Here is a 13363-nt window from a genome sequence, read left to right as displayed (position 1 = left end):
GTCTTCAGCGCGCCAGCAGTTCGCGCGCGTCCTGGCCGGCCTCGCAGTGCGCGAACAGCACTGCGGCCATTTCTGCTGGAAACGGAAAACGCCGGCGCCAGCCGGCGTTTTTCATTATCGGTAGTGCCGGGCGCTGGCCGGCAATCGCAGATCCGGACGTTGCCGGCCAGCGGCCGGCACTACCCGTCTTCAGCGCGCCAGCAGTTCGCGCGCGTCCTGGCCGGCCTCGCAGTGCGCGAACAGCACTGCGGCCATTTCTGCTGGAAACGGAAAACGCCGGCGCCAGCCGGCGTTTTTCATTATCGGTAGTGCCGGCCGCTGGCCGGCAATCGCAGATCCGGACGTTGCCGGCCAGCGGCCGGCACTACCCGTCTTCAGCGCGCCAGCAGCTCGCGCGCGTCCTGGCCGGCCTCGCAGTGCACGAACAGCACCGGCACGCCGTGCGCTTCCAGCACCGCGGCCATCTGCCGCTGGCGCATCAGGAACTGCTCGTAGATGCCCTGCAGGCGGTCGCAATCGTTCTTGCTGTGGTTGTAGTACGCGCACCAACCCGCCGGATCGAACAGCGCCATGCGTGCCTCGCCATGGGTATAGCGCAGCAGCGGCTCGGGCGCGGCATTGAGCCACTCGTCTTCGCCCGGCGCCATGATCGCGGTCTCGATCAGCGGCCACAGCGCCGCCAAGCCCTGGTTGTCGTACTGCATCGACATCATCGCGGCCAGGTCGTTCACGGTGAAATAGCGCGCGTGTTCGATGCGGGCGCCGAAGCTGTTCTGTGCCATCAACGCGGTGTCGGCATGCGCCATGCCGTTGGCCAGCAGTGTTTCTTCCAGCGCATTGGCCACCGCGTTGGTGGTGGCCACGTCGCTGCCGGTCAGCAGGAACGGCACCACGCGCAGGCCGCCCCCCACCAGGGTCGCATCGGCCTGGAACGGCAGCGGCACATCGCCTGCGGCATCGGTGCCGAAGGCCAGCAGGCGCGGGCCCTGGTTGCGGCCCGGGGCACGCATCTGCAGTTCTTCCAGGCGGCGATGGATCGGCCAGCCCGGGCGCAGTACTTCGGCCGGGTCGAAATGGGCGGCCGCGAACACCAGGTCCAGCTCGGCCACCTGCGGCACCAGCTTGGAAAGGTCACGGCCGACGCGTTCGGCCAGTTCACCGGCCTGTTCAGCGCTGAGCACCGCCTGGCGGGGGATTTCGCCGCCGGCCAGTTCCAGGGCCAGCACGCCAAGGGCATTCATCGCGGGGTCGGGTTTGCTCATGGTTCCACGGTTGGCCCATCACAGGGCGGCAGCTACACTTGGCTCCATTATGCCTGCTCCGCCGTGCAGGCCATGTTGCAGACACCCTCATCCATGCCAGGTATCTCCATGCCCAACGCTCGTCCCGTCGCCATCCTCGGTGGCGTCCGCATTCCGTTCTGCCGCCAGAACACCGCGTATTCGGATGTCGGCAACCTCGGCATGTCGGTCCGTACGCTGGGCGCGCTGGTCGAACGGTTCGGCCTGCACGGCCAGCAGCTGGGTGAAGTGGCGATGGGTGCGGTGATCAAGCACTCCAGCGACTGGAACCTGGGCCGTGAAGCCACGCTGTCGTCCGGCCTGTCGCCGCTGACCCCGGGCATCACCCTGCAGCGCGCCTGCGGCACCTCGCTGGACAGCATCATCACTGTCGCCAACAAGATCGCGCTGGGCCAGATCGAATCGGGCATCGGCGGCGGTTCGGACACCACCTCCGACGTGCCGATCGTCTACGGCAAGAAGCTGCGCGCGCGCCTGCTGGCCGCCAACCGCGCCAAGAGCACCGGCGACAAGATCCGCGCGCTCACTTCCGGCTTCAAGTTCTCCGAGCTCAAGCCCGAGTTCCCGGGCGTGGCCGAGCCGCGCACCGGCAAGAGCATGGGCGACCACTGCGAGGACATGGCCAAGGAATGGAACATCTCGCGCGACTCGCAGGATGAGTGGGCGGTGTCCTCACACAAGAAGCTGGCCGCCGCCTATGAGCGTGGCTTCTTCAACGACCTGATCGCACCGTTCCGTGGCGTCGAGCGTGACAACATCCTGCGCCCGGATACCTCGCTGGAAAAGCTGGCCACGCTGAAGCCGGCGTTCGACAAGGTCTCCGGCCGCGGCACGCTGACCGCCGCCAATTCCACCCCGCTGACAGACGGTGCCGCTGCGGTACTGCTGGCCAGCGAAGAGTGGGCGCGCGCGCACGGCCATGAGCCGCAGGCCTACCTGCGCGACGCGCATGTCTCTGCGGTGGACTTCGTGCATGGCGAAGGCCTGCTGATGGCGCCGACCATCGCGGTGCCGGAGATGCTCAAGCGTAATGGCCTGACCCTGCAGGACTTCGACATCTACGAGATCCACGAAGCCTTCGCCGCGCAGGTGCTGTGCACCCTGCGTGCGTGGGAGAGCGAGGATTACTGCCGCAACCGCCTGGGGCTGGACGCACCGCTGGGCCGCATCGACCCGGACAAGATCAACCTGCTGGGTTCGTCGCTGGCCACCGGTCATCCGTTCGCCGCCACCGGCGCCCGCGTCATCGCCACCGCCGCCAAGCAGCTGGCCGAACGCGGCGGTGGTCGCGCGCTGGTGTCGATCTGCACCGCCGGCGGCATGGGCGTGGTGGCGATCGTCGAACGCTGATCGCTGCGACCGCGCGCCAACCAAGGTTGGCGACTACCAGAAATGCGTGCTGGATCTGCTGTGGTAGATGCCGACCTTGGTCGGCCGTGAAACGGCATTGCTCGGAAAGGCCACGCGCCAACCAGGGTTGGCGACTAACGGGTCCCGCAGATGAAAACGCCGCCCATTGGGCGGCGTTTTTTGCTCCTGTGGGTGCCGACCGTTGGTCGGCCCACTTCAGCAGCGGTCACGGCAACCGCGGATTACCGAATTCGTCGCGCTCTTCGTTGGCGTCATACACCGGCGGCTGCACCGCGAGCGGCTGTTCTTCCACCGTGGCACGCAGTGGCGTCTCGCCGCCGCGCACCAGCGCCACGCTGTCCTCGCCGCGCTGCAGGCGCAGCGCATTGGCCAGGCACTGCGCGGCCAGCGCGTGTTCGCCACGCTGGGCGAACAGTTCACCCAGCGCTTCCCACGCCGGTGCACCGGCGCCCGCGGCGATGGCCTCGTGCAGGAACGCATCGGCGGCCTCCCACTGCTGCTGGGCCAGGGCCACGCGGCCCTGCGCCAGGCGCAACGCGGCCGAGCCGTCATGCACGTTGCGCCAACGTGCGAGGTTGGCCTGGCGGGTAGCCAGGCGCTCGGCCGGCAGACGGCCATACAGCGCCACCAGTTCGTCATCCCAGCGCTGGTCCAGCGCCTGTTCCAGCGCCAGCAGCGCCGGCTCGTCCCAGTCCAGCGCCACCGCGCGGCTGGCATAGGCGCCAACCACGTCCGGAGTCGGTCGCAGTGCCTTCGGCGTGGCTTCCCACTGCGCGGCCAGCGCGTTGACGTCGGCCGCTTCCAGCAGCGCCTGTGCAGCCAGGCGTGCTTCCAGTTCACTGCTGGCCTCGGCCGGCAGCACCTTGCTCTGGCGCAGTGCACCCAGCTGGCCATACGCCTCGTGGGCGCGGCCGGCCTGTGCCAGTGCCTCGGTGCGCAGCCACAGGCCGCGTGGCGGCAGCGGCTGGATCGCCGCTACGTCCAATGCGTTGATCGCATCCACCGGCAGATCGCGCGCCAGCAGCTGTTCGGCGCGCAGCAGCGCCTGCAGGGTGGCATCACTTTCGCCCAGGCGCTGCAGCAGCGCCTCGCCAGCCGGGCCGTCGGCACGTGCCTGCGCGCTGCGCACGGCGTTGGCCAGCGCCACCGCGCTCACTTCCGGATCCTTGGCGGCACCGTCCAGCAGTTTCTCGGCACGCTGCCAGTGGCCGTGCTCATAGGCCTGCAGGCCGTCGATCAGGCGCACCCGGCCCTGTTTGCGGCGGTAGCGGCCCCAGGCGCGGAACGGTGCGGCGATCAGGCTCCACAGCAGCCATAGCACCAGCACCGCGATCACTGCCAGCAGCGCCACCTTCGGCAGGTTGCTGTGGTAGTCGTAGCCGCCGTAGCGCAGGGTCACTTCGCCGAAGCGGTTCAGGTCATCGGCGCCGAGCCATTGCGCAGCGACCACGCCGATGGCCACGGCCAGCAACAGCACGACCAGGGATTGCAGGGGTTTCATGCGGGCTTACCTCCGGTCGGTCTGGGTGCGCAGTTGTTGCAGGGTGCTGCCAAGGACAGCGTCGTTGGCCTGCAGCGGCAGTTCGCGCAAGGCCTTCAGTTCAGCACGTTGCGCGCGCAGGGCTGGTGAATCCGGCCAGCGCCGCTGTGCCCAGTGCTCCACGCGGTCCAATGCGGTATTGCGCCCCGCGCGGTCGCCGCGCTCGATTGCCGCACGTGCCAATGTCAGTTCCAGCTGCAGCGCGTCGTCGGCATTGCGCTGTTCGGCAGCGGTCAGCGGGCCGTTCTGACGGCTCGGGGTGATGTCCACGAACGGCGCCAGAGCTGCCTGCCACCAGGGTTTGGCGGTGCTGCTGCCGGTCGTGCCGGTGATCTGCGAAGGCAGGCCCTGCAGTGCCCTGCCCACAGCATCCAGACGCTGCAGCGACTGCACGCGGGGGCCGCTGCCGAGCGCATCCAGTGCCTCGCGCTCCTGCACCAGCGCCTGGCGCAGGTTCAGGCCATCACTGTCGGGCAGTTCGGCCAGTGCCGTCGCGGCCTGGGCGTACAACCGGCGTGCGCCTTCCACATCGTCGGCGTAGTTCAGGCGCTGCGCGGCCTGGGTCAGCAGCAGTTCGGCCTCATCGCGCTGTACCGCCTGGCGGCCCTGGTTGGCGCTGTCGGCCAGCTTGGCCAGGTTCTCTTCCAGCAATGCGCTGCGCTGGGAAAGGCCCAGCATCTCGTCGCGCAGCACGCGGTTGGTGGCGGCCGCGTCCTGCAGGCGCTGGCTGGTCGCGCGCTGGTCACGACGCAGCGCATCCAGCGTGGCCTCCAGGCCCTTCAGCTGGACAGCCGTGGTCTGTGCCTGCGCTGCCTGTTCGTTCTGTTGCTGTTGCCAGACATACCAGCCGGCATAGCCACCCACGCCGAGCACGACCACACCGGCCAGCGGCAGCAGCCAGCGCACGGGTCGACGGGGCGGGGAAACGGGCGGAGTGTCGTTCATCGGGCTTCCTTGTCGGCAACGTCGCCGGTCGGGGGCCGGCAGGCCGCGTTGTGCACAGCATCACTGTTGCCGACGACAGCGGCAAGCGTGACCCACGTCCCTGTTCAGGTCGCTGCCGGGACGGTGAGCGTGGCGTGTGCGGCCGCCACCAGCTGCGCGCTGGTGGGGCCTGCCGCGCGCACGACATGCTGCAGGCCCAGTGCCCGGGCCTGTTCGCCGAGGCGATCACTGGCCACCACGGCAGTCGCGTGCGCCTGCAGACGCTGCTGCAAGGGCGGCGGAAGCTGCTGCCAGAAATGCTGCAGCGCTTCGCCACTGCTCACCGCCAGCATCCACGGCTGCGCTGAATGCGCCAATCGGGCCAGCGCACGGGGCGGCAGGTGCAGAAGGCGACGCTGGTAGATGTCGGCACGTTCGATTGTGGCGCCGGCCGCCTGGAGCTGCGCGGCAATCAGGCCACGCCCGCCGGGCGCGGTCACCAGGCCGATGCGCAGGCCCTGTACGTCAGCCAGCACCGGCAGCGCCAGCAGGCCTTCACTGTCCATCCGCTGCGGCGCGTGCACCTCGGTGATGCCGTGTGCCCGCAATGCGCGCGCGGTGCCTTCGCCGACGGTCAGCCACGGGCTGCGCTGGGCCTCGGCCAGCGGCAGCAGGGTGGCGGCCGCGGTCACGGCGGCCGGGCTGGTGAACACCACCCGATCGCAGTTCAGCGCGCGTTGCAGCTGACGCACCACAGGCGTGCCATGCAGGCGCTGCAGGCGCCAGGGCGCCAGGGCCAGGACATCCCCGCCCAGCCCAGCAACGGCGCGGCGCAGCGCCACATTCTGGCCCCGCGGGCGCAGCGAGATCAGGGTCCAGCGCGCGCCGGAACGGGTGGCGCCAGTGGGTATCGTATGGTCGGCCATTGCCTGCATTATGCGGGCCCTTCGTTGTCGTGGTCGCTGCTCCGATGTCCGTTGATGCCCTGACTTCCTCGTTGGCCGCCCTGCAGGACGTGCTGGACTGCATGCCGGCGGTGCGCGCCATGCAGATCCAGCTCGACGGCTATGCCGATGGCGTGCTGCGCATCACCGCGCCGCTGGCCGCCAACGTCAACGACAAGGGCAACGCCTTCGGCGGCAGCCTGGCCTCGGTGCTGACCCTGTCCGGCTGGGCGCTGGTCAGCCTGCGCCTGCGCCTGGCCGGCCACGATGCCGAGGTCTACGTGGCCGACAGCAACCTGCGCTACCTGGCCCCGGTCTACGAAGACCTGCACGCCCACGCCGAAGCGGCCGAGGCCACCGGCTGGGATGCCTTCCTGAACACCTTCCGGCAGCGCCGCAAGGCCCGCATCAGCATCATCGCCACCCAGCCCGGCGCCGATGGCAAGCCCGCCGCCGAATTCAGCGGTCGCTTCGTTGCCTTCGCCAAAGGGTAGGATGGCAGGCTGACGTTCTGGGGAAACCACTGATGCGCCGCCTGATCCAGTTCCTGATCTGTTCCCTGCTGCTGGCCAGTGCCGTGGCCTCGGCCGACGACCTCAGCCGCAAGCAGCGCAAGCTGCTGGAAGAGACCCAGATCGCCTACGGGGCGACCATCCGCTGGGGCAGCATGGACGATGCCATCGGCTACCTCGACCCCAAGCTGCGCAAGGAAAAGCCGCCCACCGAGTTCGAGCTCAACCGTTACGCGCAGCTGCGCGTGTCGTCCTACCGCGAGCGCAGCAGTGCCTCACTGGACGGGGGACTGGTCGAGCGGCGGGTCGAAATCGGGGTGATCAACCAGAACACCCAGGCCGAGCGCACGGTGGTCGTGGTCGAGCGCTGGCGCTGGGACCCGGAAGCCAAGCGCTGGTGGCAGACCGCCGGCCTGCCGGACCTGTGGAAGGGGCAGTGACGGGCCGCGTCCGGCTTGTGCGACAATCGGCGCCCGCTTAATCGACCCGTGACCTGAGTGAATTACGAAGAGTTGCTGGCCTTTGCAGGCCGAAACCCGATGCTGTCCGCGGCCCTGGTCGGCCTGACCGTGGCCATCATCGTCACCGAGATCCGCCGCCTGTTCCGGGGCTTCAAGGGCATCAAGCCCGCCGAACTGACCCAGCTGATCAACGCGGGCGGCACGGTGGTGGTCGACCTGTCGGCCAGCGGTGACTTCGAGAAGGGCCACATTGCCGGCAGCCGCAACGCCCAGGCCAGTGCCTTCGGCCCGGACCACAAGCTGGTGGCCAACGCCAAGCAGTCGCCGGTGGTGCTGGTGTGCCGCAGCGGCAACGCCTCGGAAACCGCCGCCAAGGCGCTGAAGAAGGCCGGCTTCGAGAAGGTCTACGTGCTCGACGGCGGCATTCCCGCCTGGCAGCAGGCCGAGCTGCCGCTGGTCAAGGGCCGCAACTGATTGCCGCAGGTGGCGGATCCGGCCTTGTATGGGCCTGATCCCGCCCCCATCGCAGTAATTCGACCATCGTTTTCATTGCATTCATTGGAGTTACTGGAAATGTCCGAAGAGATCACCAACGGCGCTGCTGCGCCGGTCGATGCCGCCACCGGCCCCGCTTTCACCGTCGAGAAGATCTACGTCAAGGACGTCTCCTTCGAGTCGCCGAACGCCCCGACCATCTTCAATGACCAGGTGCAGCCGGAGCTGCAGCTGAACCTGAACCAGCAGGTGCAGCGCCTGGGTGAGAACGCCTTCGAAGTCGTGCTGGCCGTGACCCTGACCTGCCAGGCCGGTGAGCGCACCGCCTACGTGGCCGAAGTGAAGCAGGCCGGCGTGTTCGGCCTGGTCGGCCTGGACCCGCAGTCGATCGACGTGCTGCTTGGCACCCAGTGCCCGAACATCCTGTTCCCGTACGTGCGCCAGCTGATCAGCGACCTGATCCAGGCCGGCGGCTTCCCGCCGTTCTTCCTGCAGCCGATCAACTTCGAAGGCCTGTACGCAGAAACCCTGCGCCAGCGCCAGGAGCAGGGCGACGCACCGTCGCTGGCTGACTCCGAGCCGGCTGGCAACGCCTGATTCCTGCCGCGACGTCACGGATGAGCACTCCCGCTGACAAGATCGCCGTGCTGGGCGCCGGTTCCTGGGGAACCGCGCTGGCCAGCCTGCTCGCACGGCACGGTCACCCGACCGTGCTGTGGGGGCGCGACGCTGCCGTGGTCGAGGCCATCGACCAGCGCCACGAGAACCCGCGCTACCTGCCGGGCATCCCGCTGCCGGACAGCCTGCGTGCCACCACCGACCTGGCGTCGGCGGTGGAAGGCGCGGCCTGGATCCTGGTGGTGACCCCGTCGCATGCGTTCGGTGAAACCGTGCGCGCGCTGGCGCCGCTGCGTCCGGCCGGTGCCGGCGTGGCCTGGGCCACCAAGGGCTTCGAACCCGGTTCGGGCCGCTTCCTGCATGAAGTGGCGCGCGAAGTGCTGGGCGAGGACGTGCCGCTGGCCGTCGTCACCGGGCCGTCGTTCGCCAAGGAAGTAACCCAGGGCCTGCCCACCGCGATCACCGTGCACGGCGACGTGCCCGAGTTCGCGCAGACGGTGGCTGAGGCGATGCATGGCCCGGCGTTCCGCGCCTACACCGGCGACGACATGGTCGGTGCCGAGCTGGGCGGTGCGATGAAGAACGTGCTGGCGGTGGCCACCGGCGTGGCCGATGGCATGCAGCTGGGCCTCAACGCCCGTGCCGGCCTGATCACCCGTGGCCTCAACGAGATGCTGCGCCTGGCTGCGGCGATTGGCGCCAAGCCGGAAACGCTGATGGGCCTGGCCGGCCTGGGCGATCTGGTGCTGACCTGCACCGGCGACCTGTCGCGCAACCGTCGCCTGGGCCTGGCCCTGGGCCGTGGCCAGTCGCTGCAGGATGCCGTGCGCGAAATCGGCCAGGTGGTCGAGTCGGTGCAGACCGCCGACGAAGTGATGCGACAGGCGCGCCGCCATGGCATCGACCTGCCGATCTCCGACGGCGTGCGTGCCGTGCTGCACGGCGAGCAGACCCCGGAAGAAGGCCTGCGCGCACTGCTGGCGCGGGAACAGAAACCGGAATACCCGGACACGCTGTTCAAGTGAATCGAAAAACCCCGGCCACGTGCCGGGGTTTTTTATGTGCGCGACCATCCACGCGTGGCGTGGATCTACTGCCGAACCCGCTTCTGGTAGCTGCCAACCTTGGTCGGCGCCCGACGGCGGCAATCACCGCGCCCGTGGCGGCGCGCTGGTGTTGTCCATGTCCGAGAAGATCAACCACGGCCCGTCGCCCACGCGCTTCAGCGTCAGCGTGAACTTGCCGGTGTCCCCCTCGTTGCTGCCGTAGCGATACGTACCAATGATGTAGCCCGTGTTGCCCTCCACCGAGTGAGCCAACGCCCGCAGCCGCAACGGACTGCCGCCCTGGCCGGCATACGCGGCCTCGATCGCAGTACGCCCGCGCACCGGCGGCTGGTTGCTCTGCAGTACAAAACCATCCTCGGCAAACAGCGCAGCCAATGCCCTGGCATCAGCCGAGCGCCACGCCTGCTCGTAATCGCGTAGTACGCGCTCCAGCGGTGCGGGCAGGGCTGCGCCCGGGAGAGGCTGTGCAGGCTTCGCGCCTTCTGCATCGTGGGCAATTGCCGGCGATGCCAGCAGCAGGGCACTGCAGAAGATCATGGCGAGTCGTGTATGGCGCATGCGTCCGGCTCCAGACGATGACGGGACGCTACGAACGCATCCTGGCACGGTGCTGGTTAGAATCACGCGGCTGCCGATTTGCTGGATGCAGCGCAGATCAGACAAGGACAGGGAATGAAGATTCGAATCACAGGGATGGCACTGACGGTCGCATTGCTGGCCGCCTGCGGGCAGGCACCGGCACCCGATGCAGCACCAGCCGCACCAGCACCGGCCACAGAAGCACCTGCGGCCACGGCAACGGTGGGCGAGAAGGCGCCATCCATCGAAGATGGCGTGGATCCCTCGGTGTGGGACGACGAAGGCGAACCGGAAGACCCGAGTGCCGGCGGCGAACTCACCTGCGCGGACAACCCGCTGGCGACGCATTTCTTCACCCTGGTGGGCGGCAATACCGTGGACGACTGCGGCCGCAAGGACCCGAAGGTGCTGGCCGCGTTCAACGCCCTGATGAAGAACACAGCCGCAGCCGAATCCGCTGACAGGGAGATTCCATCGCTGCGCGAACGCCTGTTGAGCGGGCCCAGCGGTCCTGGTGAGCTGCTGGTGTTGCAGGGCGAGCCGTGGTGGTTCTATACCGCCTGCCAGGCCCACGACTGCCCCGGCACCGCGTTGGCGATGCTGTATTCGCCGACGGAGGCGAAGATGGTCGGCCGTCTTACCGCGCGCTGTCGTGTGTGGTGGCTGGGCGAGCCGACGGCGGAACAACGTGCGCAGATCGAACAGCGCCAGCCACTGCAGGATGCCGCGTTGAAGGAAGACAGCGCGCTCTGCGAGTGATGTGGTGCCCGCCTCATCCTTCCGGCTGCATGCGCGCGCTGGCCTGTGCGTTCATGGTCAGGCACGCCAGGATCAGCCCTTCCATCACCCGGTCGCCCACGTACTCGGCCTCCGTGCCGTTCTGACGCACGCGCTCGGCCGCCAGCAGCAGCTCCAGCGTCACGCGTTGGCCGGCCTTTGCACAGTCCGCATCGGCCAGCGCCATGCAGCGGCCCGGCATCTGGTGACGCTCTGGCCAGGGCTGGCCGTCGGCGGCCGCGCCTTTGCCGATGCGGTGAAGCGTGGCGATGAAGGCATTCGGATCGGTCGCAGCCGCGTGCTCTGGCGGCCCACCGCCAGTGGCGGATGAGCGATGCGGATGCAGGCGTGGGAAGTCCGGTGATGTCATGGCAGTGCCCCGTGCAGGACAGACGGTAGCCGCCACGCAAAGGTGGCGGGCGGAGACGTGGCTCGAAAACCGGGACAGTGCGTACAAGGCCGGCAGGCACAAGGCCTCCACGCTCCGCCCGCCATAGTCGGCAGACGAATTGCCCGCCGGCGCCACACTGGGTGACGCCGACGGGCAGGCGCATACAACGTACGCATTGCCACGGGTTTTCGAGGCCCGGCCACCTTTTTCCGGTGGCACGCCATCTGTACCGCCGTCGCTGCGAAACGCCAATCAGACGAGTTGCAAACAGCGTTCGATCAAAGACGCTTTCAGCATTCTTGCATGCTGTAAAGCCGTCGCGGACGCAGGTGCCGCAACGTCCGTGGCAGCATGGGGAATATGCGACATGGTTCGAACTTGATGACAGGGATATGGGTACCCCACCAAGCCGATGACGACAGTGCGGAGCGAAGAACGTAAATCGAACTCGCCCCACTCTGGTTGTCAGCGCTCTTGGGGTCTTTCGTACCACGCCTGAGTACGGTTGACGATGCGCACCACGGACAGCATGACCGGCACCTCGATCAGCACGCCCACCACCGTCGCCAGCGCCGCCCCGGAGTGCACGCCGAACAGTCCCACCGCAGTCGCCACCGCCAGTTCGAAGAAGTTGCTGGCACCAATAAGCGCTGACGGGCCGGCCACGCAATGTGCCACGCCCAGCCGACGGTTGAGCAGGTAGGCCAGGCCCGAGGTGAAATAGACCTGGATCAGGATCGGCACGGCAATCAGCGCGATTACCAGCGGTTGCTTCACGATCTGCTGGCCCTGGAACCCGAACAGCACCACCAGCGTCAGCAGCAGCGCGGACAGGGACAGCGGCCCCAACCTTCGAAGCGTGAGTTGCAGGCCCGCCTCGCCGCTGCGCAAAAGGATCCAGTGCCGCAGCAGTGCAGCAGCCAGCACCGGCACCACGATGTAGAGACCAACGGACAGCAACAGCGTATCCCACGGTACGGTGATCGCCGACAGGCCGAGCAGCAGTGCAACCACCGGCGCGTAGGCAACCACCATGATCGCGTCGTTCAACGCCACCTGGCTCAGGGTGAAGTTGGCATCACCGCGGCACAGGTTGCTCCACACGAACACCATGGCGGTGCAGGGTGCGGCTGCCAGCAGGATCAGCCCGGCGATGTAGCTGTCGATCTGTGCTGCGGGCAGCCAGTCGGCGAAGGCATGGCGCAGGAACAGCCAGCCCAGCAGCGCCATCGAGAACGGCTTCACGGCCCAGTTGATGAACAGTGTTACCCCGATGCCCTTCCAGTGTTGCTGCAACTGGCGCATCGCGCGGAAGTCGACCTTCAGCAGCATCGGGATGATCATCAGCCAGATCAGCACCGCAACCGGCAGATTGACCTTGGCCACTTCGGCGGACGCCAGCACCGCGAAGGCACCGGGCAGGACGTGGCCCAGCAGCGTGCCCATCGCAATGCACAGCACAACCCACAGGGTCAGGTGTCGCTCGAACAGGCTCATGGCAGTGGCACCGCTACTGCGCGCCGTCGGCCGGCAACAACTGGCCGATCCGGTCCAGCGCGTGCTGCAGCGCTTCGCGTTCGGACCACACCGATTCGGGCAGTGCGAGCAGCGCACGCAGGCGGGTTTTCACGATGGCATGGGCCAGCGCGAAGGCTGCGGCCTTGTCGGCATCGCTGCCTGCCACGGCGGCCGGATCGGGCAGGCCCCAATGGCTGCGGATGAAGTCACCGAACACCACTGGGCAAGCTTCGGCAGCGGCCGCATCACACACGGTGATGACCAGGTCCATGGGCGCTGCATCCACGAACTCGTCCCATGATTTGCTGCGCAGCCCTTCAACGGGCATTCCTTCGGCATGCAGTTGTGCCAGCGCGAACGGATTGACCTGGCCGGTGGGCTGGCTGCCCGCACTGAATGCCCTGAAGCGATCGCTGTCCCAGGCGCGCAGGGTGGCTTCAGCCAGCACGCTGCGCGCGCTGTTGCCGGTGCAGAGGAACAGGATATTGCGGGTCATGTGGCAATCGCTTCGATGGGGTGGGTCGTGTGCGGTATCAGCACTTGCAGGCGGGTTCGGCGGGGACGCACTGGTTGCTGGGTGAGCCCGCGCAACAGTTGTGCGTGAGGTACTCGATCAAGCCGTTCATGGCATCGAAGTTGGCGCGGTAGCAGACGTTGCGGCCCTGGTTCTCGCTCTCCACCAGCCCGGCCTGCACCAGCTCCTTCAGGTGGAAGCTGAGCGTGGCTGGGGGCACCTGCAGGGCCGTAGCGATGTCGCCCGCCATGCGCCCTGCCGGGCCGGCCTCCACCAGCAGGCGGAAGGCAGCCAGACGGGTGGCATGACCGAGGGCGGTCAGGGCGGAGATTGCATTCGATGTTTCCATAT

The 13363-nt window shown here is 67.8% G+C and carries 16 protein-coding genes; 7 read left to right on the top strand and 9 right to left on the bottom strand.

Annotated features, from left to right (window positions below; genetic code table 11):
- Positions 1-374 precede the first annotated feature (374 nt).
- The gene (locus AC5P6H_RS15905; protein ID WP_041862938.1) at positions 375-1262 is read right to left on the bottom strand and encodes a hypothetical protein; all 888 of its coding nucleotides are present in this window, start codon (positions 1260-1262) and stop codon (positions 375-377) included.
- A 93-nt stretch (positions 1263-1355) separates the two neighbouring features.
- Here AC5P6H_RS15905 and AC5P6H_RS15900 point away from each other — a divergent pair, with 93 nt between their 5' ends.
- Positions 1356-2651, top strand: a complete 1296-nt coding sequence (locus AC5P6H_RS15900) for an acetyl-CoA C-acetyltransferase (protein WP_111206060.1) — start codon at positions 1356-1358, stop codon at positions 2649-2651.
- 226 nt (positions 2652-2877) lie between these two features.
- On the opposite strand, the gene AC5P6H_RS15895 is transcribed toward AC5P6H_RS15900, so the two are convergent.
- From AC5P6H_RS15895 to AC5P6H_RS15885, 3 genes are all read right to left on the bottom strand, one after another.
- On the bottom strand, positions 2878-4173 hold the full coding sequence (locus AC5P6H_RS15895; RefSeq protein WP_346601619.1) for a heme biosynthesis HemY N-terminal domain-containing protein: 1296 nt from the start codon (positions 4171-4173) through the stop codon (positions 2878-2880).
- A 6-nt stretch (positions 4174-4179) separates the two neighbouring features.
- A complete protein-coding gene (locus tag AC5P6H_RS15890) occupies positions 4180-5157 on the bottom strand; it encodes a uroporphyrinogen-III C-methyltransferase (RefSeq protein ID WP_032959352.1) in 978 nt (325 codons plus the stop codon).
- Between the two features lie 104 nt (positions 5158-5261).
- Positions 5262-6071 (bottom strand): uroporphyrinogen-III synthase, encoded by an 810-nt coding sequence (locus AC5P6H_RS15885; RefSeq protein ID WP_014645504.1) that lies wholly within the window; start codon positions 6069-6071, stop codon positions 5262-5264.
- A 35-nt stretch (positions 6072-6106) separates the two neighbouring features.
- On the opposite strand from AC5P6H_RS15885, the gene AC5P6H_RS15880 reads away from it, so the two are divergent.
- The 5 genes from AC5P6H_RS15880 (at position 6107) to AC5P6H_RS15860 (ending at position 9191) form a co-directional block, all read left to right on the top strand.
- Positions 6107-6574: a YiiD C-terminal domain-containing protein gene (locus AC5P6H_RS15880; RefSeq protein WP_005407593.1), complete on the top strand. Its 468-nt coding sequence runs from the start codon at positions 6107-6109 to the stop codon at positions 6572-6574.
- 32 nt (positions 6575-6606) lie between these two features.
- On the top strand, positions 6607-7032 hold the full coding sequence (locus AC5P6H_RS15875) for a hypothetical protein (protein ID WP_014035526.1): 426 nt from the start codon (positions 6607-6609) through the stop codon (positions 7030-7032).
- A 57-nt stretch (positions 7033-7089) separates the two neighbouring features.
- The gene (locus AC5P6H_RS15870) at positions 7090-7527 is read left to right on the top strand and encodes a rhodanese-like domain-containing protein (protein ID WP_014645505.1); all 438 of its coding nucleotides are present in this window, start codon (positions 7090-7092) and stop codon (positions 7525-7527) included.
- A 99-nt stretch (positions 7528-7626) separates the two neighbouring features.
- A complete protein-coding gene (gene secB, locus AC5P6H_RS15865) occupies positions 7627-8145 on the top strand; it encodes a protein-export chaperone SecB (protein ID WP_005407596.1) in 519 nt (172 codons plus the stop codon).
- A gap of 20 nt (positions 8146-8165) precedes the next feature.
- Positions 8166-9191, top strand: a complete 1026-nt coding sequence (locus tag AC5P6H_RS15860; RefSeq protein WP_032959354.1) for an NAD(P)H-dependent glycerol-3-phosphate dehydrogenase — start codon at positions 8166-8168, stop codon at positions 9189-9191.
- Between the two features lie 123 nt (positions 9192-9314).
- Here the strand turns inward: AC5P6H_RS15860 and AC5P6H_RS15855 are convergent, their stop codons facing one another.
- Positions 9315-9770 carry a YybH family protein gene (locus AC5P6H_RS15855; RefSeq protein ID WP_495202871.1) on the bottom strand — a complete coding sequence of 152 codons (456 nt, stop codon included), beginning with the start codon at positions 9768-9770 and terminating at the stop codon, positions 9315-9317.
- Between the two features lie 135 nt (positions 9771-9905).
- On the opposite strand from AC5P6H_RS15855, the gene AC5P6H_RS15850 reads away from it, so the two are divergent.
- Entirely contained in the window at positions 9906-10571 is a 666-nt protein-coding gene (locus AC5P6H_RS15850) for an Ivy family c-type lysozyme inhibitor (RefSeq protein ID WP_032959356.1), read from the top strand.
- Between the two features lie 13 nt (positions 10572-10584).
- Here the strand turns inward: AC5P6H_RS15850 and AC5P6H_RS15845 are convergent, their stop codons facing one another.
- The 4 genes from AC5P6H_RS15845 to AC5P6H_RS15830 form a co-directional block, all read right to left on the bottom strand.
- Positions 10585-10959 carry a hypothetical protein gene (locus AC5P6H_RS15845; RefSeq protein WP_495202868.1) on the bottom strand — a complete coding sequence of 125 codons (375 nt, stop codon included), beginning with the start codon at positions 10957-10959 and terminating at the stop codon, positions 10585-10587.
- Positions 10960-11445: 486 nt separating this feature from the next.
- Complete coding sequence (arsB, locus tag AC5P6H_RS15840) at positions 11446-12477, bottom strand: ACR3 family arsenite efflux transporter (RefSeq protein ID WP_014645509.1); 1032 nt, start codon at positions 12475-12477, stop codon at positions 11446-11448.
- 13 nt (positions 12478-12490) lie between these two features.
- On the bottom strand, positions 12491-12994 hold the full coding sequence (locus tag AC5P6H_RS15835; RefSeq protein WP_180834763.1) for an arsenate reductase ArsC: 504 nt from the start codon (positions 12992-12994) through the stop codon (positions 12491-12493).
- Between the two features lie 37 nt (positions 12995-13031).
- Positions 13032-13361 carry an ArsR/SmtB family transcription factor gene (locus tag AC5P6H_RS15830; protein ID WP_014645511.1) on the bottom strand — a complete coding sequence of 110 codons (330 nt, stop codon included), beginning with the start codon at positions 13359-13361 and terminating at the stop codon, positions 13032-13034.
- Positions 13362-13363 lie beyond the last annotated feature (2 nt).

This window comes from Stenotrophomonas sp. YJH_SMC_110, assembly GCF_059369255.1.
Note: the sequence above shows the minus strand (reverse complement) of the source record. Positions and strands in the feature narration are given on the sequence as shown.

Excerpts from the sequence above, each read along its gene's own strand:
- AC5P6H_RS15905 (WP_041862938.1), bottom strand. The coding sequence starts at position 1,262 with ATGAGCAAACCCGACCCCGCGATGAATGCCCTTGGCGTGCTGGCCCTG.
- AC5P6H_RS15900 (WP_111206060.1), top strand. The coding sequence starts at position 1,356 with ATGCCAGGTATCTCCATGCCCAACGCTCGTCCCGTCGCCATCCTCGGT.
- AC5P6H_RS15895 (WP_346601619.1), bottom strand. The coding sequence starts at position 4,173 with ATGAAACCCCTGCAATCCCTGGTCGTGCTGTTGCTGGCCGTGGCCATC.
- AC5P6H_RS15890 (WP_032959352.1), bottom strand. The coding sequence starts at position 5,157 with ATGAACGACACTCCGCCCGTTTCCCCGCCCCGTCGACCCGTGCGCTGG.
- AC5P6H_RS15885 (WP_014645504.1), bottom strand. The coding sequence starts at position 6,071 with ATGCAGGCAATGGCCGACCATACGATACCCACTGGCGCCACCCGTTCC.
- AC5P6H_RS15880 (WP_005407593.1), top strand. The coding sequence starts at position 6,107 with ATGTCCGTTGATGCCCTGACTTCCTCGTTGGCCGCCCTGCAGGACGTG.
- AC5P6H_RS15875 (WP_014035526.1), top strand. The coding sequence starts at position 6,607 with ATGCGCCGCCTGATCCAGTTCCTGATCTGTTCCCTGCTGCTGGCCAGT.
- secB (WP_005407596.1), top strand. The coding sequence starts at position 7,627 with ATGTCCGAAGAGATCACCAACGGCGCTGCTGCGCCGGTCGATGCCGCC.
- AC5P6H_RS15860 (WP_032959354.1), top strand. The coding sequence starts at position 8,166 with ATGAGCACTCCCGCTGACAAGATCGCCGTGCTGGGCGCCGGTTCCTGG.
- AC5P6H_RS15855 (WP_495202871.1), bottom strand. The coding sequence starts at position 9,770 with ATGATCTTCTGCAGTGCCCTGCTGCTGGCATCGCCGGCAATTGCCCAC.
- AC5P6H_RS15850 (WP_032959356.1), top strand. The coding sequence starts at position 9,906 with ATGAAGATTCGAATCACAGGGATGGCACTGACGGTCGCATTGCTGGCC.
- AC5P6H_RS15845 (WP_495202868.1), bottom strand. The coding sequence starts at position 10,959 with ATGACATCACCGGACTTCCCACGCCTGCATCCGCATCGCTCATCCGCC.
- arsB (WP_014645509.1), bottom strand. The coding sequence starts at position 12,477 with ATGAGCCTGTTCGAGCGACACCTGACCCTGTGGGTTGTGCTGTGCATT.
- AC5P6H_RS15835 (WP_180834763.1), bottom strand. The coding sequence starts at position 12,994 with ATGACCCGCAATATCCTGTTCCTCTGCACCGGCAACAGCGCGCGCAGC.
- AC5P6H_RS15830 (WP_014645511.1), bottom strand. The coding sequence starts at position 13,361 with ATGGAAACATCGAATGCAATCTCCGCCCTGACCGCCCTCGGTCATGCC.